Source organism: Pseudomonas sp. dw_612, from assembly GCF_018449725.1.
GTDB lineage: Bacteria > Pseudomonadota > Gammaproteobacteria > Pseudomonadales > Pseudomonadaceae > Aquipseudomonas.
Genome location: NZ_JAAVVC010000003.1, coordinates 57,306 through 78,254, shown reverse-complemented (window position 1 = coordinate 78,254; position 20,949 = coordinate 57,306). Strand labels below are relative to the sequence as shown.

The 20,949-nt window shown below is 59.8% G+C and carries 18 protein-coding genes; 5 read left to right on the top strand and 13 right to left on the bottom strand.

Annotation, left to right across the window (positions count from 1 at the left end):
• Positions 1–97: 97 nt before the first annotated feature.
• The 5 genes from HB680_RS06020 to HB680_RS06000 form a co-directional block, all read right to left on the bottom strand.
• Positions 98–1,327 (bottom strand): spore maturation protein, encoded by a 1,230-nt coding sequence (locus HB680_RS06020; RefSeq protein ID WP_213937664.1) that lies wholly within the window; start codon positions 1,325–1,327, stop codon positions 98–100.
• A 336-nt stretch (positions 1,328–1,663) separates the two neighbouring features.
• Positions 1,664–2,995: a glutamate/aspartate:proton symporter GltP gene (gltP, locus tag HB680_RS06015; RefSeq protein WP_213937663.1), complete on the bottom strand. Its 1,332-nt coding sequence runs from the start codon at positions 2,993–2,995 to the stop codon at positions 1,664–1,666.
• 701 nt (positions 2,996–3,696) lie between these two features.
• Positions 3,697–4,161 (bottom strand): inhibitor of vertebrate lysozyme family protein, encoded by a 465-nt coding sequence (locus HB680_RS06010; RefSeq protein WP_213937662.1) that lies wholly within the window; start codon positions 4,159–4,161, stop codon positions 3,697–3,699.
• A 2-nt stretch (positions 4,162–4,163) separates the two neighbouring features.
• On the bottom strand, positions 4,164–4,328 hold the full coding sequence (locus tag HB680_RS06005; protein WP_003177151.1) for a DUF1328 domain-containing protein: 165 nt from the start codon (positions 4,326–4,328) through the stop codon (positions 4,164–4,166).
• An 81-nt stretch (positions 4,329–4,409) separates the two neighbouring features.
• Complete coding sequence (locus tag HB680_RS06000; protein ID WP_123513275.1) at positions 4,410–4,697, bottom strand: hypothetical protein; 288 nt, start codon at positions 4,695–4,697, stop codon at positions 4,410–4,412.
• 439 nt (positions 4,698–5,136) lie between these two features.
• Here HB680_RS06000 and algB point away from each other — a divergent pair, with 439 nt between their 5' ends.
• Together algB and HB680_RS05990 are read left to right on the top strand one after the other, a co-directional pair.
• Positions 5,137–6,483, top strand: a complete 1,347-nt coding sequence (algB, locus tag HB680_RS05995; RefSeq protein WP_213937661.1) for a sigma-54 dependent transcriptional regulator — start codon at positions 5,137–5,139, stop codon at positions 6,481–6,483.
• A gap of 10 nt (positions 6,484–6,493) precedes the next feature.
• Positions 6,494–8,284, top strand: a complete 1,791-nt coding sequence (locus HB680_RS05990) for a KinB sensor domain-containing domain (RefSeq protein WP_213937660.1) — start codon at positions 6,494–6,496, stop codon at positions 8,282–8,284.
• Positions 8,285–8,291: 7 nt separating this feature from the next.
• Here the strand turns inward: HB680_RS05990 and HB680_RS05985 are convergent, their stop codons facing one another.
• The 7 genes from HB680_RS05985 to HB680_RS05955 form a co-directional block, all read right to left on the bottom strand.
• Positions 8,292–9,905 carry an EAL domain-containing protein gene (locus tag HB680_RS05985; protein ID WP_213937659.1) on the bottom strand — a complete coding sequence of 538 codons (1,614 nt, stop codon included), beginning with the start codon at positions 9,903–9,905 and terminating at the stop codon, positions 8,292–8,294.
• 76 nt (positions 9,906–9,981) lie between these two features.
• Positions 9,982–10,761 (bottom strand): N-acetylmuramoyl-L-alanine amidase, encoded by a 780-nt coding sequence (locus HB680_RS05980; protein ID WP_213937658.1) that lies wholly within the window; start codon positions 10,759–10,761, stop codon positions 9,982–9,984.
• A 103-nt stretch (positions 10,762–10,864) separates the two neighbouring features.
• Entirely contained in the window at positions 10,865–12,937 is a 2,073-nt protein-coding gene (locus HB680_RS05975; protein WP_213937657.1) for a GGDEF domain-containing protein, read from the bottom strand.
• Positions 12,934–13,812, bottom strand: a complete 879-nt coding sequence (locus tag HB680_RS05970; protein ID WP_213937656.1) for an endonuclease/exonuclease/phosphatase family protein — start codon at positions 13,810–13,812, stop codon at positions 12,934–12,936. The genes HB680_RS05975 and HB680_RS05970 overlap by 4 nt, the downstream gene beginning before the upstream one ends.
• Positions 13,813–13,826: 14 nt before the next feature.
• Positions 13,827–14,468, bottom strand: a complete 642-nt coding sequence (locus tag HB680_RS05965; RefSeq protein ID WP_054048016.1) for a thiol:disulfide interchange protein DsbA/DsbL — start codon at positions 14,466–14,468, stop codon at positions 13,827–13,829.
• A gap of 200 nt (positions 14,469–14,668) precedes the next feature.
• Positions 14,669–15,280, bottom strand: coding sequence for a cytochrome c4 (locus HB680_RS05960; RefSeq protein WP_054617181.1), 612 nt, complete (start codon positions 15,278–15,280; stop codon positions 14,669–14,671).
• A gap of 46 nt (positions 15,281–15,326) precedes the next feature.
• Entirely contained in the window at positions 15,327–15,617 is a 291-nt protein-coding gene (locus tag HB680_RS05955; protein ID WP_054048012.1) for a c-type cytochrome, read from the bottom strand.
• Positions 15,618–15,808: 191 nt separating this feature from the next.
• Between HB680_RS05955 and yihA the strand changes: the two genes are divergently transcribed.
• Positions 15,809–16,459, top strand: a complete 651-nt coding sequence (yihA, locus tag HB680_RS05950; protein WP_054617182.1) for a ribosome biogenesis GTP-binding protein YihA/YsxC — start codon at positions 15,809–15,811, stop codon at positions 16,457–16,459.
• A gap of 292 nt (positions 16,460–16,751) precedes the next feature.
• Here the strand turns inward: yihA and polA are convergent, their stop codons facing one another.
• Positions 16,752–19,523: a DNA polymerase I gene (polA, locus tag HB680_RS05945; protein ID WP_213937655.1), complete on the bottom strand. Its 2,772-nt coding sequence runs from the start codon at positions 19,521–19,523 to the stop codon at positions 16,752–16,754.
• Between the two features lie 74 nt (positions 19,524–19,597).
• Between polA and HB680_RS05940 the strand changes: the two genes are divergently transcribed.
• Complete coding sequence (locus tag HB680_RS05940) at positions 19,598–19,888, top strand: DUF2782 domain-containing protein (protein ID WP_213937654.1); 291 nt, start codon at positions 19,598–19,600, stop codon at positions 19,886–19,888.
• Between the two features lie 60 nt (positions 19,889–19,948).
• A complete protein-coding gene (locus HB680_RS05935; protein WP_213937653.1) occupies positions 19,949–20,899 on the top strand; it encodes a homoserine kinase in 951 nt (316 codons plus the stop codon).
• Positions 20,900–20,949 lie beyond the last annotated feature (50 nt).

The following is a 20,949-nucleotide window of genomic DNA, read 5'->3' as shown; positions in this document are numbered from 1 at the left end:
AAACCAGGCACTGCAGCTACCTGATAGATCCGGGCAATGAATTGACGACTGCTTCGCAGCCGAACGCAGGCTGCGCCAGCTGCTACAGGGATCTTTATTAACCAAAGAACCAGTAACAAACCCCAATTGCACCCAGCACCCCGGCCAGTTCCGCCAGCAACGCACACCCCACCGCATGCCGCGCCCGCTGGATGCCCACCGCGCCGAAGTACACCGCCAGCACATAGAACGTGGTTTCGGTACTGCCCTGAATGGTCGCCGCCACCAGCGCCGGGAAGCTGTCGACCCCGGAGGTTTTCATGGTTTCGATCAGCATCGCCCGGGCGGCGCTGCCGGAGAATGGCTTGACCATCGCGGTCGGCAGCGCGTCGACGAAGCGTGTGTCCCAACCGGCCCACTCCACCAGGTGCCGAATTCCGTCCAGACCAAAGTCCAGCGCGCCCGATGCCCGCAGTACGCCCACCGCACACAGCATCGCCACCAGGTACGGCAGCAGATTCTTGGCCACGTCGAAGCCTTCTTTGGCGCCTTCGACGAATGCTTCGTAGACCTTCACTTTGCGCAACGCGCCAATGATCAGAAACACCATGATCAGGCCGAACAGCGTCAGGTTGCCGAGGATCGAGGACAGCCCGGCCAGCGCGGTGGCTGAGAGCGTCCCCAACAGCGCCATGAAAGCACCCAGTGCCAGCGCACCGGGAATCAGATAGGCGAGCACCACCGGGTCCCACAGGCGCAGGCGTTGCATGAATGCCACCGACAACAGGCCGACGATGGTCGAGCAACTGGTGGCGAGCAGGATCGGCAGGAACACCAGGGTCGGGTCCGGCGCGCCTTGTTGGGCGCGGTACATGAAGATCGTCACCGGCAGCAGGGTCAGGGACGAGGCGTTGAGCACCAGGAACAGGATCTGTGCGTTGCTGGCGATGGTGTCGCTGGGGTTGAGCTCTTGCAGTGCCTTCATCGCTTTGAGGCCGATGGGCGTCGCGGCGTTGTCGAGGCCCAGGCCGTTGGCGGCAAAGTTGAGGGTGATCAGGCCGATGGCCGGGTGGCCCGCCGGGACTTCGGGCATCAGGCGCAGGAATAATGGGCCCAGCGCCTTGGCCAGCCATTCAACGATTCCGGCCTTCTCGGCGATCCGCAGGAAGCCCAGCCACAGGGTCAGGGTGCCGAACAGCAGGACCATGACCTCCACCGACAGCTTGGCCATGGCGAAGATGCTTTCCACCATCGCCGCGAAGATCCCGGCATTGCCGCCGATCAGCCACTGCGCCAGCGCCGACACGGCTGCCACGATGAAGAAGCCAAGCCACAGGCCATTGAGCATCAGTTAAATCCCCCGAAGAATGCGGCGAATGATAGCGGGGTCGCCAGAAACGACAAACCCCGGATTTCTCCGGGGTTTGTTTAGTACCGCATTGGGCCTTGTAGAACCCAATGTCATAGGCTGGCCTCAATCCCCTGTGGGAGCGGGCTTGCTCGCGAAAGCGGTGTTTCAGTCAACATAGATGTTGAATGTACTGGCCTCTTCGCGAGCAAGCCTCGCTCCTACAGAAATACACCTGTAGGAGCAAAGCTTGCTCGCGATGCAGACGCCGCAGTGTTTCAGTTACACCGGGCCATCGTTCATCGCGGGCAAGCCTTGCTCCTACAGGGGGCGTGATCAGTTCTTGGAAACTTCGCCCACCGGCAATGCTTCCTTGCTGCGCCAGTGCGGCAGGGAGTTCCAGTAGCGCTCGCCCTTGGCGTCGTCGTACATGCCTTCCCAGCGGGAGATGACCAGCACGGCCAGGGCATTGCCGATCACGTTCAGTGCGGTACGCGCCATGTCCATGATGCGATCGACACCGGCGATGAACGCCAGGCCTTCCAGCGGAATACCCACACTGCCCAGGGTGGCCAGCAGTACCACGAAGGACACGCCTGGCACGCCGGCGATGCCTTTGGAGGTGACCATCAGGGTCAGCACCAGCAGCAATTGCTGGCTGATCGACAGGTCGATGCCATAGAGCTGGGCAATGAAGATCGCCGCGATGCTCTGGTACAGGGTCGAACCGTCGAGGTTGAACGAGTAACCGGTCGGCACCACGAAGCTGCAAATGGCTTTTGGCGCGCCGTAGGCTTCCATCTTCTCGATCACGCGCGGCAGCACGGTTTCGGAGCTGGCGGTGGAGTAAGCCAGCACCAGCTCATCCTTGAAGATGCGCATCAGCTTGATCACCGAGAAGCCGAACAGGCGAGCGATCAGGCCCAGCACCACGAAGGCGAAGAAGGCAATGGCAAAGTAAACCAGCACTACCAGTTTGGCCAGTGGCAGCAAGGAGGCGAAACCGAAGTTGGCCACGGTCACCGCGATCAGGGCGAACACGCCGATCGGGGCGTAGTTCATGATCATGTGGGTGACTTTGAACATGCTCTCGGACACGCCCTGGAACATCTTCACCAGCGGTTCGCGCAGGTCCGATTGCAGGCTCGACAGACCGAGACCGAACAACACGGAGAAGAAGATGATCGGAAGCATCTCGCCGCGGGCCATGGCCGCGAAGATGTTCGACGGGATCAGGTTGAGGATGGTTTCGATGAACGCGTGTTCATGCTGAACCTCGGCGGCAGTTGCCTGGTACTTGGAAATATCCACCGTACCCAGGGTGCTCATGTCGATGCCGGTGCCCGGATGGGCCACGTTGGCCAGCACCAGACCGACCAGAATGGCGATAGTAGTGACGACTTCGAAGTAAAGGATGGTCTTCAGACCGATGCGCCCGAGCTTCTTCGCATCACCCACGCCAGCGATACCAACCACCAGCGAAGAAATCACGATCGGGATCACGATCATCTTGATCAGACGGATAAAGATATCGCCCGCAGGTTGCAGGACGTTGCTGATCCACCAGGCTTTTTCGGCACTGAAATGGTTGAGCAGCGCACCGATTGCAATCCCCAATACCAGACCGATGAGGATCTGCCAGGCGAGGCTAAGCTTTGCCTTCTTCATATCATTACCCTTACTTCAGTTTGACTCGGGCAGATGCGCGAACTGGAACGCTCAGTGGCGGAAAAGTCTGTGCATCTGCCCCCGTATAAGGTGCCCGCAAGCGTGTATTTACGGCTCTTCGGCAGGCGAAAAAAGGCGCAACTATTCCGATGCAAGGAAGCGACGTCTAATGCCGTAAACGCCTACCCTATGCCGAATCGGCATGAGCTTTTTCAAATGAAACTGGCGTCCCAACGGGTTCGAATACGACATTTCGGCAGGCATAAGTGCCGTGAACCGGCCATTTCAGAGCAGGTTGGTTGTTTTTTAAACAGTTGAATTCACGACGAAATTTGGGAAAAAGCCTACGTTTGGCAGCGAAAACTCCTCTCTAGAAAGTAGGAGCTTTCTCGATATACGGTCGTGAAGAAACACCGCGAAACGGTTTTGCGGGGAATATGCAGCAGAGGGGAATGAACGGAGTGCTCTAGATCAACGTTTTGCACGTTGAAGCTCTTCGCAAGTCCGTCGAGCCTCTGGGGGCCGGCGAACTTGCGTCGCAGCTTTACTGACCTGACCCGGCCCTTGCGCAGGCACTCCATGTGCCCGTAGGTCACTCCGACCCTGAAACAGTCAGAACGTCCCGACCCCTTGGTCATGCGCCTGCCTTCCTCGGGTGGCGCACTGGAGAGAAGCAAGCCTGCTCCTCTCGTGTTTCAAACTCAGTACCAGTTCGGATCTTTCTTGAGTTGTTCCATCAACAGGTCCTGCATGCCCTGATTCGGCTTCCCGAGGAAGCGGTAGTCGGCATGTCGCGTGGGTGACTTGTCGGCGGGCAAACCCGCAGGCACTTCGACCAGCATCGCGTAGGCATCCTTTTTGTCGAAACTGAATGCCACGATCAAGCGTTTGTTCAGGCACGTCTGTTGTGTTTCGCACAGAGGCCCGACCAGATACTTGTCGCCATCCTCCTGGACGGCATTCATTTGCTCGGCATCGCCCGTGAGGTTCATCACCCATTCCGGCAGTCGCTCTTCCTTCTTCACGACTTTAGTCCAGGTTTCACGGTACTGCGGGTCGGAGTGCAACAACTCGTTGGCCCGCGCCTGGCCATCATTGGCCGCCATCGCCATGGCACTACCGCCCAGTAGCAGGGCGGCTGCCAGTGTCTTGAACATAACTTTCATGGTCAGCCTCGACCGCGACGGCCGAAGAAGAACGATGCAATGAACATCACCAGGAACACGACGAAGAGAATCTTGGCGATACCCGTGGCGGTGCCCGCGATACCACCGAAGCCCAATACGGCGGCGATGATGGCAATGATCAGGAATGTAATAGCCCAACTCAACATGGTGATTCTCCTTACGCTTCTATTTAGAGGTATGTCTGGTGGTGCATTTCCCGGCGCATCGGTCGCGCCAAGTTCGGTTCTTTAGAACACCCAACGTTCCTGACGGGGCATCTGATCCACAGGCTGGGCCTGGTCGACGTCCATCATTCGCATCGGGGCGCTGTCAGCGAGGTTGCTGCTGACGGCGCTGAAGTGGGTTTGAGTGGCGTGTTGAATCGACAGGCGCGGCGCTTCCGGCTGCTGGCTCTGCTCCCAACGGGCGAACTGCTGGCCGCCGATCAATGTGATCGAAAGGGCGAGCATCGCGAACAAGCCCTGCTGGATATGCAGTGGCGAGATGCGCAATTGGGCGGCACGTTGGCGATTCATCCTGTAGCTCCTCCACCTGGGTGGTCATCTTGTTGAAGGCACTCATTCCGTGAATGCCTTGCGTTAACAGGACTATTGCAGCCTGCATGCCAGCTTTTTGTTTGGAAAAACACCAGTAAAAACAATAAGTTATGAATGTGATGAAAATCGTTTCGCACGCATCCTGCACGATGGGGTCGTGACGGTCGTGCGTAATGCACGAAAGATTCGGAGGAACTTTCAAAATATTTGAATTGCGGGGAGGGCGCAGATGTCAGACGTTCACATAGGCAAACGCCGAAATGCCGGGTTTCTACTAAAAAACCAACAAAATCAGTTAATTAACGAGAGGGGCAGTAGATAGCTACACTGCCGGGGCTGGAATGGATCAGAATCAACCATGCAACTTGCCCGATTTTCTCGGGACTAACCAAAATCATTCAGTAAGGAGCGTAGGAAAATGGAATCAGCCACTGAGCATCAAGGCCGCATTCTGCTGGTAGACGACGAGTCCGCCATCCTTCGTACCTTCCGTTATTGCCTCGAAGACGAAGGCTATACCGTCGCCACCGCCAACAGCGCCGCCCAGGCCGATGCATTGTTGCAGCGTCAGGTGTTCGACCTGTGCTTCCTGGATTTGCGTCTGGGTGAGGACAATGGTTTGGATGTGCTGGCACAGATGCGCATTCAAGCGCCGTGGATGCGTGTTGTCATAGTTACTGCGCATTCCGCCGTGGATACCGCTGTCGATGCGATCCAGGCTGGCGCCGCCGACTATCTGGTCAAACCCTGCAGCCCGGATCAATTGCGTTTGGCTACCGCCAAGCAACTGGAAGTGCGCCAACTCTCGGCGCGCCTGGAAGCCCTTGAAGGCGAAGTGCGCAAAACCAAGGATGGGCTCGATTCCCATAGCCCGGCGATGAAAGTCGTATTGGAAACGGCGCGGCAAGTGGCCGGCACCGACGCCAATATCCTGATCCTCGGTGAGTCCGGGACCGGTAAAGGCGAGCTGGCCCGGGCGATTCACGGGTGGAGCAAGCGGGAGAAGAAATCCTGCGTCACCATTAACTGCCCCTCCCTGACCGCCGAATTGATGGAAAGCGAACTCTTCGGCCACAGTCGCGGCGCGTTCACCGGTGCCAGTGAAAGCACGCTGGGTCGGGTTAACCAGGCGGATGGCGGTACGCTGTTTCTCGACGAGATCGGCGACTTTCCCCTGACGTTGCAACCCAAGTTGCTGCGTTTCATCCAGGATAAAGAATACGAGCGAGTCGGCGATCCGGTGACGCGCCGCGCCGATGTGCGGATTCTCGCGGCCACCAACCTCAATCTGGAAGACATGGTCCGCGACGGTCGTTTCCGCGAAGACCTGCTCTATCGCCTGAACGTCATCACCTTGCATTTGCCGCCGTTGCGCGAACGCAGTGAAGACATCCTGACCCTGGCCGATCGTTTTCTGGCCCGTTTCGTCAAGGAATACGCGCGTCCGGCCCGGGGTTTCAGCGATGAAGCCCGGGAAGCGCTGCTCAGTTATCGATGGCCGGGCAACATCCGCGAACTGCGGAACGTGGTGGAGCGGGCGAGCATTATTTGTCCGCAGGAGCGCGTCGAAATCAGCCACTTGGGCATGGCCGAACAACCGGTCAATAACTCGCCTCGGGTCGGCGCCGCGCTGAGCCTGGATGAGCTGGAAAAAGCCCACATCGGTGCGGTGCTGGCCACCGCCGGCACCCTGGATCAGGCAGCCAAGACGCTGGGCATCGATGCTTCGACGCTGTACCGCAAACGCAAGCAGTACAACCTGTGAGCAACATCCGATGAAACTGGCGATGAAGTTGCGGACCCGGCTGTTTCTGAGTATTTCCGCACTGATCACCGTCGCGCTGCTCGGGCTGTTGCTCGGGCTGATCAGCGTGATGCAGATGGCGGGAAACCAGGAAGCGCTGGTCCGCAATAACTTCGTCACCCTCGACCTGGGCTTGAAGCTGCGCCAGACCCTCGGTGATCAACTGATCATCATGCTCAGCGAAAAGCCGGACCCCGCGCAGTTCGCGGCGTCCAAGCAACATTATTTCGAATTGCTCGATGAAGGCATCGCCCATGAGCAAGGGGGCGTGGAAGGCCAGTATGGATTCCAGCAGGCCAAGGCCGACTACCAGAGTTTTCTCCAGGCGCTGGACCAGTCCCACGATCCCACCCGCGTGCTGACGGGCAACGATGACGTCACGGCCAAATTCAATCAGCTGCGCAACGGTTTGATCGCCGAGCACAAACGCGCCCTGGACAACATCAATGACACCCAACGCAAGGCCCGTGACCGGGCGTTGCTGATTGCCGGCCTGCTCGGGTTGGTCGGATTGGCGGTCCTGATCATCGGCTTCATTACCGCCCATGCGATTGCCCGGCGTTTCGGTGCCCCGATCGAGGCGCTGGCCCAGGCTGCGGACAACATCGGCCAAGGCAATTTCGAAGTGACCCTGCCGATTTCCTCGGCCGAGGAAATGAACCAGCTGACCAAGCGCTTCGGGATCATGGCCGAGGCCCTGCGCGAGCACCAGGCGACCAATGTCGACGAATTGCTGGCCGGTCAGCAACGCTTGCAGGCGGTGCTCGACAGCATCGACGACGGTTTGCTGATGATCGACCGCGAAGGCCATCTGGAACACCTTAACCCGGTGGCGCAACGGCAATTGGGCTGGGACACCGACCGTCTCGGCCAGGGTTTGGGTTCGGCGCTTGAACGTCCCGAACTGGATGAACAACTGCAATTGGTTCTACGGGGCGGCACTCTGGAGCGCGCGCCGGAAGACCTGAGCGTGGAAGTCGATGGCGAGTCGCGGCTGTTGACCTACAGCCTGACCCCGGTCAGCCATACCCAGGGGCATATTCTCGGCGCGGTGATGGTGTTGCATGACGTCACCGAACAGCGAGCATTCGAGCGGGTGCGCAGTGAGTTTGTCTTGCGTGCCTCTCATGAATTGCGCACGCCGGTCACCGGGATGCACATGGCGTTCGGACTGTTTCGCGAACGAGCGAAATTTCCCCCGGATTCCCGCGAAGCGGACTTGCTGGACACCGTGAACGAAGAAATGCAGCGCTTGATGCAACTGATCAACGACTTGCTGAACTTCTCCCGCTACCAGAATGGCTTGCAGAAACTCACGCTGGGGCCGTGCTCCATCGAAGACTTGCTGGAGCAGGCACAAGGGCGTTTTGCGGGGGAGGCCGCGCAGAAGGGCATCGACTTGCTGGTGGAAGTGCAGGGGCCGCTGCCGCGCTTGCAGGCGGACCAGGCGCAACTGGATCGAGTGCTCGACAACCTGATCGACAATGCCTTGCGTCATACCGCGGCAGAAGGGCAGATTCGTTTGCAGGCCCGGCGCCATGGCGAGCGGGTGATTATCAGTGTCGAGGACAACGGCGAAGGCATTGCCTACGGCCAGCAAGGGCGGATTTTCGAGCCGTTCGTGCAAGTCGGTCGTAAAAAGGGTGGTGCCGGGCTGGGCCTGGCGTTGTGCAAGGAAATCGTGCAATTGCACGGCGGGCGGATGGGGGTTTATTCGCGGCCGGGGCAGGGTACGCAGTTCTATATGGCGTTGGCGGTATAGGGCGTTTTTACGCCTCGTCATCCATGCGACGGCCCGCCAGTCGTCGGCCACGGGTAATCAGTTCGATGAACTGCACCGCGCTCAGCGCATGGGCGAACAACCAGCCCTGGCCGAACTTCACGCCTTCGCTGCTCAGGAATGCCGCTTGGGCTTCATGTTCGATGCCCTCGGCGATCACCTTCAGTTGCAGGGCCTGGGCCATGTGAATGATGTGCGGGGCCACGCCACTGCTGGCGGCGTCATGGCCAAGGGCATCGATAAAGGCCTTGTCGATTTTCAGGCAATCCACCGGCAGGGTTTGCAGGTAGGCCAGGCTGCAGTAGCCGGTACCAAAATCGTCGATCAGCACCTGATGCCCGACATCGCGCAAGGATTGCAGGTTTTCCCGGGCCACCACCACGTCGACCAACCCGCGTTCGGTCACCTCGAAGGCAATCTGTTTGGCCGCGACCCGGTGCAAGGTCAGCAGGCGCGCCATCACCTGGCCGATACGCGGCACCATCACATCGCAAGCCGCCAGGTTGACCGAGATGTACAGCTGCGGATTGGCCCGTAGCAGTTGTCCCAACTGTTCAAGCAGACGCTGCAAGACGAAGTCGGTCATCTGGCGGATCTGCCCGGTGTTCTCCGCCATCGGAATAAACAGATCGGGGCTGGTCAGCGTGCCGTCCGGCCTGCGCCAGCGCAGCAGGGCTTCCGCGCCGACACAGTTGCGGCTGTCGAGGTCGAAGATCGGTTGATACAACACCTGCAACTCGCCACGACGTATCGCACCTTGCAGTTCGGCGTCCAGCGATTGACGCTGGCGCACCAGCAGGAACACCAGGACGCCGAAAAAAATGCCCAACGCCAGGCTCGCCGGCAGCAGCCACCACCAGACCGCCGGTACATGCATGGCGGTACGTGGGGTGATCAACACCAACTGATACTCCGGGTTGTTGGTGGGCATACGGTAAATCAACCGGGTTTGGGTCACTTGCAACGCATCACTGCTGGTCGGCGGCCAGGGTTCCGTGGGCGGCCAGGCCTGGTCGGCACCCAACACCGGAATCGCGCGCTTCCCATGATCGAGCACCACCATCAGGCTGCTGCCCGGTGAGAGATCGACCATGTCAGTGAGATGCCCGCGAGAGGTGGCCACGCGGAAATTGCCCCGACTGAGCATCAGCGCGGCGCGGTTTTCATCGGGTTCGGTGGTGGTGTTCAGCCAATAACTGTAGGTGGGGCCGCGCAGGTCCGCCGGTCGTATCATCGCCAGCCCTTCCTGGCGGGGGCGATTGGAGCAGATCCGGTTTCCTTCCATAAACGCGGCTTCGTAGACGAAGCGGTAGCTGAAGCTGATCTGCTGCAAGGTGGCGATCATTTCGTCGTTGCACGTTCGCAGCGGCTGGGCTTCCAGGTCATCGAGGCTTTCGCGCAATTGCCCGAACATTTGCTCAAGACGGGCGAGGAAGCGTTCGCCCTGGGCATTCATTTCCCGGCTTTCGTTCTGCTCGACCTGATTCATTGCGATGTACAGGCTGGCAGCCATCAGCAGCGTCGCACTCAAGGCAGCAGCCAGCATCGCCAAAAACCATGGGCGATAGAACCAACTACGCAACCTCTCTCGAGCAGCAGGCATATTGGAATATCCGAAGAATTACCAATGAGTTATAGCTGCTGATTGAGAAAACGCCCGGACCGTCGGGCGGGCGTCATTATTTTGTCTGATTGAGCACCAGCAGCATGGCGGCGGTTTGCGCATCCGGGGTGCCATCGAAACGGGAAGGGCGGTAATGCATCTGGAAGGCCGCCAGTACATGCCGCGTCGCCACATCCAGTTCGCCGGTCTGTGGCGTTGCGTAGCCCAGGCGCGCCAGCTCTTCCTGGAACCAGCCGATGCTCGGTAGTTCGACCTCGAATTGCACTTGCCGGCGCGCAACGGCCTGTTCGTTTGGCCAGATGCCCAGGCCTTCGGCGGCCAGGCGTTTCCAGGGGAACAGCGGGCCCGGGTCAAGTTTGCGCAGAGGAGCGATGTCGCTGTGACCGATGATGTGCCGAGGGCTGATGCCGTTGCGTTTGCTGATGTCCTTGAGCAGCACGATCAAGGATTGCACCTGGGCTTCGCTGTACGGGTACCAGAGGCGGCCGGTCGGGGTGTCCTGGAACCCGGGATTGACGATCTCGATGCCGATGGAGCTGGAGTTCAGCCAGGTCCGGCCTTGCCACTCGCTTTCCCCGGCATGCCAGGCGCGCAGGTTTTCATCCACTAATTTATAGATGGTCGCGCCCTTGTCATCACCGATCAGGTAATGGGCGCTGACTTCGCCGTGGGTCAACAACTGTAGCGAACGTTCCAGGGAGGCATTGGTGTAATGCACCACCACGAACTGCACGCGGCTGTCGAAGTTGGCGGAAGGATGGCTGGTGTCGAAACGTGGACCGCTGGCACAACCGGCCAGCAGCAGAAGCGACACAACGAGAGCAAGAAATTTCATGGTAGAAGGCAGTACGCGCGGGACAATAATGCAACAGTGTAACGTAATGCCTCGCACGTTGACGGCAAAAGAGCCGCTTTAAACAAAATGGAACAATTGCCCCTCAGCCCGATTCCACCCGATTGCGTCCGGCATTTTTGGCCCGGTATAACGCCTGATCGGCTCTTTTAAGCACCATATCGCTGTGTTCGCCGGGTTTGAACGCGGCCAGTCCCATGGAAATGGTGACCGTCACCCGCTCACCCTTGAAGTGAAACGGGCAGGCCTCAATCGAAGCGCGCAGGGTTTCCAGCAGCTTTGCCCCGACTGCCGGAACGGTGGACGGCATCAACAGCACGAACTCCTCACCCCCGAAGCGCGCAATGAAGTCGGACCCGCGCAGGCGTTTGCGCAGTACGCTGGCGATGATTTTCAGCACCTTGTCGCCCGCCAGGTGGCCGTAGTTATCGTTGATGCGTTTGAAATGGTCGAGATCGAGCATGGCCAGCATCAGCGTGTTGCCGTGCTGCTGCCACTGGCCGATTTCGTGCTCCAGCCGTTCGCTCCAGGCGGCGCGGTTGGGCAGGCCGGTCAGCGGGTCGATCAGGGCTTTTTGCCGTTGTTCTTCAAGGTGTTCGCGATAACCCAGGGCCTCCTGCTCCATGTGCGCGACCCGTTCGGCCAGGCCTTGCAGGCGGGCGGCGACTTCCTGTTCACGCTCATCCCGTTGCTTCTGATGCTGGTCCATGGTGCCGAGCAGGCCTTCGAGATGGTTTTCCAGAACGTGCTTGAGGTCTTCCAGGTCAGCGGCGTCCTGCATGCTGGTTTGCAGGCCGTCGACTTGTTCGCGGATCTGCGTGTCCATCTCCCGCGCGGCGGAGCGGTTATCGGCGTGGCCGTCGCTGGCGGCTTGCAGGTTGCTCTGGAACGACTCGAGGCGCTCATTGAGTTGCTGCAAGTACGCTTCGAATTCGTGCTGGCCGCTGTCGGTGATCGCCAGCATCAAGGTGGCGAGATCGTCGAGGATCGGCAGTAACTCGTACCAGTTCAACCCATTTTGCAGACGCTCGCGCATGGCTTCGGCTTGCGGGCGATGGCGTTCCGGCAGCGTCAGATCGTCGAGCAGGCCCAGCAGCGTCTCTTCGATATGCGTGGCCACGGAGCTGTAGGACGGCTCGGGCGAGTCCGGCAGCGCATAGAGGATGTCTTCCTCTGGATGTTCCGGGTCGATGGCGGCCAGTGCCTGAGCCATCGCTGAAGGCAAGGGCAGGCTGTCCAGGAACACCGGTGGTTCGGGATGGGGCGCGGGAGTCAGCTCGTCGGGATTGATGGCTGGCTGAGCTTGAACGACAGGCGCGATGGCGGGAGGCGTCGGAGCTTGGGGTAGCTCAAGGTCTGGCTGTGCCGGTGCCGCTTGGGCGCGTGCTGCTTGAGGCTCCAGAACAGGCGGGACAAACGCCACGATTTCCGGCGTGAGTGTTGTCTGCGACGCGAGCGGTTCCGGGGTGGCGGCGGTCGGCGCAACTGGGGGCGTTCGCGCCACGCTGGCGGGTGGAGGAATTTCAGGCTTTGTCTGGGGGGCTTCAACGACAGGCGCAGAAACCGCCTCGACCGGTGGTTGGGCCGGCGCCGGAACGGTGGGAGCAGCGACCGGAGGCGTTGACCCTTCCGCTTCCCGGCTACCGAACAAGCGCTGCAACAGGCCTGGACGGCCAGGTTCCGCAGGGGTTTCCAATTGGTTCAGGGCTTTGCCTTGCAAGCCGCTCAGTTCGCTGAGCAGCAATGGAATCTCGCGAGCCTGACCGACGCGCCCATCCAGTTGCTTGGCGAAGGCCTTGAGCGGTCGGCTGACTTCCCGAGGCAGTGGCAAGGCCTGGAGCTGCGCGACCAGCGCGTTCAGTGCGGCGCTGACCTGATCAACCCGGGTTTCCCGGCGCTGTTCGGAGTCCAGCACGGCTTTTTCCAGGCGTGGCAGCAACGCGGCGAGGCCGGCGTCCATGTCATCGGTGCGCACGACTTCGCGCATTTCCTTCATGCACAGGTCAACGGCGCGGTCGGTGCCCTCGGCCGCAAGGGTGCTGCGCACCAACCCGCGACGCAACAGGTCGAGCCGGGCGTCCCAGCGACGCTCGAGCTTTTCCTGTTGTTCGATGCTTTTGAGGTATTTCTCTTTCCAGCGCTGTGCTTCGTCGCTCATTCATGGGATCCGCGAGGGGCAGGACTCAACGCGGGGAATGCATCGGCCGTGAGCGAACCCGGCAAACGAATCTCTACCGCGACCGGCAGGTGATCGGAAATCGGTTGTGCCAGCACTTCGACCCGTTCCAGGGTCAGGGTCGGGCTGAGCAGAATATGGTCCAGGCAGCGCTGCGGGCGCCAGCTGGGGAACGTCGCTTCCAGTTGCGGCGCCAGCAGGCCGAGGTCACGCAACGGGGAGTTTTGCAGCAAATCACTGGCGTGGGTGTTCATGTCGCCCATCAGCACCTGGTGTTTGTAGCCACCGATCAACTCGCGGATGTAGGCCAGTTGCAGGCTGCGCACGCGCGCGCCGAGGGCCAGGTGCATCATCACGACGACCAGCGCCTCCGGACCTTCGCCGAAACGCACCAGGATCGCCCCGCGACCCTTGGGCCCCGGCAGCGGGTGATCTTCAATCGCCCACGGGCGCAGGCGGCTGAGCACCCCATTGCTGTGCTGGCCGAGGCGACCGAGATTGCGATTGAGTTGTTGATACCAGTAAGGGAAGGAGCCCAGTTGGGCCAGGTGTTCGACCTGATTGACGTAACCTGATCGCAGGCTACCGCCATCGGCTTCCTGCAAGGCGACCAGATCGAAGTCACCCAGCAGATTGCCGATCTTTTGCAGGTTGTCGGCACGTCCGGTGTGGGGCAACAGGTGTTGCCAGCCACGGGTCAGGTAATGCCGATAGCGCTCGGTACTGATGCCGACCTGGATGTTGAAGCTGAGCAAACGCAAACGGGCGTCTGCGGGCAGCCCCGTCGATTCCAGGTGATGCGTGTTGACCCGCGGTTCATGCAGGCCAACCACGCGTTCAGTACCCCAGCGGCGCATGGCAGGGGCCGCGCTTAGTTGGCAGCAGCCTTGTTAGCCGCTCGCTCTTTGTCGACCAGTTTGTCGGCCAGTTGCAGGGCTTGCTCGGCACCGCCGGCGGAGCCCACGTCAAAGCGATACTTGCCGTTGACGATCATGGTTGGCACGCCGGAGATTTCGTACTTCTTCGCCAGCTCTTTGGCCTGGACGATTTTGCCTTTGATGGCGAAGGAGTTGAAGGTGGCCAGGAACTTGTCCTTGTCGACGCCCTGAGTGGCCAGGAACTCAGCCATTTCTTGCGGATCGGTCAGGCGTTTGTGTTCTTTCTGGATCGCGTTGAAAACCGCCGCGTGAACCTTGTTCTCGACGCCCATGGCTTCCAGGGTCAGGAACATCTGGCCGTGAGCGTCCCAAGGGCCGCCGAACATGGCGGGGATGCGCACGAAGTTCACGTCGGAAGGCAGTTTCTCAACCCACGGATTGATCACCGGTTCAAATGCGTAGCAGTGCGGGCAGCCGTACCAGAACAGCTCCACGACTTCGATCTTGCCAGGTACCGCGACTGGAACAGGGTTGGTCAGTTCGACGTAAGGCGCCGCGGGTGCTTCGGCGGCCTGGACGTTCATGCCGAACAGGCTGGCAGCGACAAGTGCGGCGCTGATGATCAGATTACGCATGCTTTACTCCTGGACAATTTTGGTCGCCTCGCGCGACCTGTGTTCAGACAGGTCCTGGCGGGCTTGAGTTCTGTAGTGTAACGGCAGCGGCCACAAAAAAGGGCGGCCTAAGCCACCCTTTTTATACTTGCTGCGACGGATTAATAGAGCGTTAACGTTGCAGGAGATGTACGCCCCGCATAACGCCCGATTTGCCGGTCTTAGTGCAGGCCCTGAATGTAGCTGGACACCGCTGCGATGTCTTCGTCGCTCAGGCGTTTGGCGATGGTCTGCATGGTTTTGGTGTCGCCGTCGTTGTTGCGGCCGCCTTCTTCCTTGCGGAAGTCGGTCAGTTGCTTGGCAACGTATTGAGCGTGCTGGCCACCCAGGTGCGGGAAGCCGGCGGCTGCGTTACCCGCGCCATTCGGCGAGTGGCAGCCGGTGCAGGCTGGCAGGCCCTTGGCGAGGTCGCCGCCACGGAACAGTGCTTCACCGCGAGCCACGACTTTAGGGTCGGCGGCGCCAACGCTGCCTTTCTGGCTGGCGAAGTAGGCGGCGATATCGGCCAGGTCCTGATCGCTCAGGTTGGTCAGCAGGCCGGTCATTTCAAGTACCGTGCGTTTGCCGGACTTGATGTCATGCAACTGCTTGTTCAGATAACGCTCGCCTTGCCCTGCCAGTTTCGGAAAGTTAGGCGCCATGCTATTGCCATCCGGGCCATGACAGGCGCCACAAACTGCGGCTTTCGCCTGGCCAGCTGTTGCATCACCTGCAGCATGGGCTATGCCGGAGATCCCCACGGTCAACAGCAGACTCACGATCAATTTGTTCATCAGCTAATCCAACTACGGCTAAGGGTTAAAGAGTTATGGGCCGGGTTTACTCGCTCATCCAGTGGATGATGGCTTGGTAATCCTCGGCACTGCAGTCCATGCACAAACCACGCGGCGGCATCGCCTTGAAACCCTGGGTCACGTGTTGCACCAGCGTCTCCATACCTTTCGCCAACCTCGGCGTCCAAGCTTCCTGATCGCCCTTTTGGGGCGCCATGGGTAGTTGGCCGGAATGACAGGCACCACAAACACGGTTGTACACAGCTTCCGGATCCTGTGTAGCCTGAGCGCTGTAAAGCGGCATCAAGACACCGGCAGCTAGCAGCCATTTCGTCATAAAACGACCTTTTCAGGGTAGAGAGCGTTCTGCGTTCTAATGCGCAATCAAGGTCAATCGCTCTCGTGAACTTCATCCTACGCTGGGACAAAGCGCACACAAAATCTGCGGCATTATATACTGGCGCTACTGAAACGGAAACGACACCGCTTGCCGCGTCCATTCCCGGCGCCGCCCACATCGGAAATCCCATGCAACTCAAGAACCCCATCCTCGGCCTGTGCCAACAGTCCACCTTCATGCTCAGCGCTGCCAAAGTCGACCAATGTCCGGACGACGAAGGCTTTGAAGTAGCCTTCGCCGGGCGTTCCAACGCCGGTAAATCCAGCGCGCTGAACACCCTGACTCACGCCAGCCTGGCGCGGACCTCGAAAACTCCGGGTCGTACGCAGTTGTTGAACTTCTTCAAGCTAGACGATGATCGCCGTCTGGTCGACCTGCCAGGCTACGGTTATGCAAAAGTACCGATCCCGCTGAAGCTGCACTGGCAGCGTCACCTGGAAGCTTATCTGGGCGGTCGCGAGAGTTTGAAAGGTCTGATTCTGATGATGGACATCCGTCATCCAATGACTGACTTCGACCTGCTGATGCTCGATTGGGCGGTCGCCGCTGGCATGCCGATGCACATTTTGCTGACCAAAGCGGACAAGCTGACCTACGGCGCGGCGAAAAACGTCCTGCTCAAGGTGCAGGCAGACATTCGTAAAGGTTGGGGCGATGCGATCAGCATCCAGTTGTTCTCTGCGCCAAAACGCATGGGCCTGGAAGACGCCTACACTGTATTGGCAGGCTGGATGGAGTTGGCGGACAAGGGCGCCGAGATTGCCCAGAGTGCTGAATAGGACTTTTCTGCAGGCAAAAAAAACCCCGGACTTCGTATGGGGAGGGGGAAGTTCCGGGGTTCAAGTTCTAGACCGCTAGGGCGGGGTCCAGATATCTGCCAACACTTAACACAACATAGGAGCATCGAAGGGCTTCACCAGCCATTCAGTAACTCTGAGTAGCGGTTCACGAGATTAGTTCAGAAATTTTTCAAATGCCTTTGGAATAACCCGACGCATTTTTTGAACTAAGCGCCCTTCGACCTTTCTGCCGCGGCACTATGCCGCAGCAGAAATCCCCTTTTCAGACGGCTCAGTGAGCCTCATCCCAGTTATTGCCTACGCCAACTTCGACCAGCAGCGGGACGTCCAGTGTCACGGCGTTGCTCATGTGTGCGCGAATTTCTTCACGCACCTGATCGACCAGGTCCTCTCGCACTTCAAGCACCAATTCATCGTGCACCTGCAGGATGACTTTGGCGTCCAGGCCAGACGACGTCAGCCAGTTATCCACCGCCACCATGGCTTTCTTGATGATGTCGGCCGCTGTGCCTTGCATCGGCGCGTTGATCGCAGTGCGTTCGGCACCTTTGCGCAGGGCCGGGTTTTTCGCGTTGATCTCCGGCAGGTACAGGCGACGGCCAAAAATGGTTTCGACGAAGCCCTGCTCGGCCGCTTGGGTGCGGGTGCGCTCCATGTACTCCAGCACGCCGGGATAGCGGGCGAAGTAACGGTCGATGTACGCCTGGGATTGCTTGCGGTCGACACCGATCTGCTTGGCCAGGCCAAACGCGCTCATGCCGTAGATCAGTCCGAAGTTGATCGCCTTGGCGCTGCGACGCTGATCGGTGGTGACCTCTGTCAGTTCAACCCCGAAGACTTCGGCCGCCGTGGCTTTATGCACGTCCAGGTCATTGCGGAAGGCGTGCAGCAAGCCTTCGTCCTTGGCCAGGTGCGCCATGATCCGCAGTTCGATTTGCGAGTAGTCCGCCGCCAGCAGTTTGTAGCCCGGTGGCGCGATGAACGCCTGGCGAATCCGCCGGCCTTCAGCCGTGCGGATCGGGATGTTCTGCAGGTTTGGATCACTGGACGACAAACGCCCGGTGGCCGCGACAGCCTGGTGATACGAAGTATGAATCCGCCCGGTGCGTGGGTTGATCTGTTCCGGCAGACGATCGGTGTAGGTACTTTTCAGCTTGCTCATCGAGCGGTACTGCATCAGCACCTTGGGCAACGTGAAGTCTTGGTCAGCCAGTTCTGCCAGCACGGCTTCGGCGGTCGAAGCCTGGCCCTTGGCGGTTTTGCTGAGGACCGGCAGGCCGAGTTTTTCGTACAGGATCGCGCCCAGTTGCTTCGGCGAGCCGAGGTTGAATTCTTCGCCGGCGATGGCATAAGCCTCGCGCTCCAGCTCGACCATTTTCTTGCCCAGTTCGACGCTCTGGATGCCCAGCAATGCGGCATCGACCAACGCGCCTTGGCGTTCGATCCGCGCCAGCACCGGCACCAATGGCATTTCGATTTCGCTCAACACCTTGCTCAGGCTCGGAATCGCATTGAGCTTGGCCTGCAAGGTTTGGTGCAGGCGCAGGGTCACGTCGGCGTCTTCGGCGGCGTAGGGTCCGGCCAGTTCCAGGGCGATTTGGTCGAACGTCAGCTGCTTGGCACCTTTGCCGGCGATGTCGGTAAACCCGGTGGTGGTGTGATTCAGGTACTTGAGCGCCAGGCTGTCCATGTCGTGGCGAGTCGCGGTGGAGTCCAGCACGTAGGATTCGAGCATGGTGTCGAAGGCGATGCCTTGCACCGCGATGCCGCAGCTTTGATCGCCGCCGATGGCGCAGTTGGCCAGGATGTTCATGTCGAACTTGGCGTGCTGGCCAACCTTCAGCTTGCTCGGGTCTTCGAGGATCGGTTTGAGGGCCCGCAACACGGTGTCGCGATCCAGTTGTTCCGGCACGCCCATGTAGGAGTGGGTCAGCGGGATGTAGGCGGCTTCGTTGGCTTGGACGGCGAAGGACAGGCCCACCAGATGCGCCTGTTGCGCATCGATGCCGGTGGTTTCGGTATCGAAGGCGAACAGTTTGGCGTCGTTCAGCTTCTTCAGCCAGAGGTCGAAATCGGCCTGGGTGAGGATCGTCGTGTAGTTGAGTTCGGCTGCGGCAACGGCTTCTTCAGCCACTGGCGCGACCACTTCCTGGCCGGAACGCTTGGCGTCACGCTGGTTGTCTTCGAACCAGCTCTTGAATTCCAGCAGGGTGTAGAGCTCGGCGAGTTTGTCGTGATCCGGCTGGCCCATTTGCAGGTCATCGAGGCCGATATCCAGCGGCACGTCGATCTTGATGGTCGCGAGCTTATACGAGAGGAATGCCATCTCTTTGTGCTCTTCGAGCTTGGCCGGCAGGGTCTTGGCGCCGCGAATCGGCAAGGTCGGAACGATCTCGAGTTGCGCGTAGAGCTCGGTCAAACCGCCGTTCACACCCACCAGCAGCCCGGAAGCGGTCTTCGGGCCGATGCCTGGAACGCCCGGGATGTTGTCGGAAGAATCGCCCATCAGCGCCAGATAATCGATGATCTGCTCGGGAGCGACGCCGAATTTCTCCTTCACGCCCTCCACGTCCAGCGCGCTACCGGTCATGGTGTTGACCAAGGTAATGTGGCCATCGACCAGTTGCGCCATGTCCTTATCGCCGGTGGAGATCACCACCGGACGGTCGGCGGCCGCGCTGCTGCGGGCCAGGGTGCCGATCACGTCATCGGCCTCGACGCCTTCGACGCACAGCAACGGGAAGCCCAGGGCGATCACGCTCTGGTGCAGCGGCTCGATCTGCACGCGCATGTCGTCGGGCATGCTCGGACGGTTGGCCTTGTATTCGGCGTACATGTCGTCGCGAAAGGTCCCGCCCTTGGCGTCGAACACCACGGCGAACGGGCTGTCCGGGTACTGCTTGCGCAGACTCTTGAGCATGTTCAACACACCTTTGACCGCGCCGGTCGGCAGGCCTTTGGAAGTGGTCAGCGGCGGCAGCGCGTGAAAGGCGCGATACAGGTAAGAAGAACCGTCCACCAGGACGAGGGGGGCTTGGCTCATGAGCAGGATCAACCTTTTCGGCGGGTCCGGCGCTAGAATAGCGGGACCGTTGACGACAAAGGGACAAGGTTATCATGCGCACGATAAATCGCCTGTTGCTGGCTGGGTTGTTTGCAACCGTTCCATTGGCCGTTATGGCGGCGGACGATGCACCAACGCCGGAGCCGGAAGTCACGATCCGCACGGAAGGGGACAAGGTTATCCAGGAGTACCGCCAAAACGGTTTCCTGTATGCGATCAAGGTCACGCCGAAAGGTGCGCCACCGTATTTTCTGGTGCGCGCGGACGGGACCGATGCAAACTTCATCCGCTCGGATCAGCCGGATATGCTGATTCCGTCGTGGAAGATTTTTGAATGGAAGTAGCTTCTTAACTTTAATCGGCGCCGGCTCGATCGCGGCGCCCGAACTGAGCAGTTTTTAACCATGTCTGTGTTTACTCCCCTGGCTCGGCCCGAGCTGGAAACCTTTCTCGCCCCATACGGGCTCGGCCGCCTGCTCGATTTCCAGGGGATTGCCGCCGGTAGCGAAAACACCAATTTCTTTATCAGCCTGGAGCAGGGCGAATTTGTCCTGACCCTGGTTGAGCGCGGTCCGGTTCAGGAAATGCCGTTCTTCATCGAGCTGCTCGACGTGCTCCATGAAGCCGATCTACCCGTGCCGTATGCACTGCGCACCACTGACGGCGTGGCGTTGCGCGAGCTGGCCGGCAAACCGGCGTTGTTGCAGCCACGTCTGGCCGGCAAGCACATCAAGGAAGCCAACGCCCAGCATTGCGCGCAAGTCGGCGAACTGCTCGGCCATCTGCATTTGGCGACCCAGGCCAACATGATCAAGCGCAAGACCGATCGGGGTCTGGACTGGATGCTGGAGGAGGGCACGCAACTGCTCTCGCACCTGAATGCCGAGCAAAGCGATCTGCTGAAACGGGCGCTGGACGAAATCACACAGCAAAAGACGAAAATTCTGGCGCTGCCGCGAGCCAATATCCACGCCGACCTGTTCCGCGACAACGCAATGTTCGAAGGCACGCACCTGACCGGGTTGATCGACTTCTATAACGCCTGTTCGGGGCCGATGTTGTACGACGTAGCGATTGCCTTGAATGACTGGTGTTCGGACGAGGCAGGCCTGATCGATGGACCGCGGGCCCGGAGCTTGTTGGGTGCCTATGCGGCGCTGCGGCCGTTCACTGCTGCCGAGGCGGAGTTGTGGCCGACTATGCTGCGCGTAGCGTGTGTGCGGTTCTGGTTGTCGCGGTTGATAGCGGCGGAATCGTTCGCTGGGCAGGATGTATTGATTCACGATCCGATGGAGTTTCAGCAGCGCCTGGCGCAGCGGCAGAAGGTCAGTACACCGTTGCCTTTCGCCCTTTAAAAGCTTCGCGAGCAAGCCCGCTCCCACAGGATCAATGCGTCCTCGTGGGA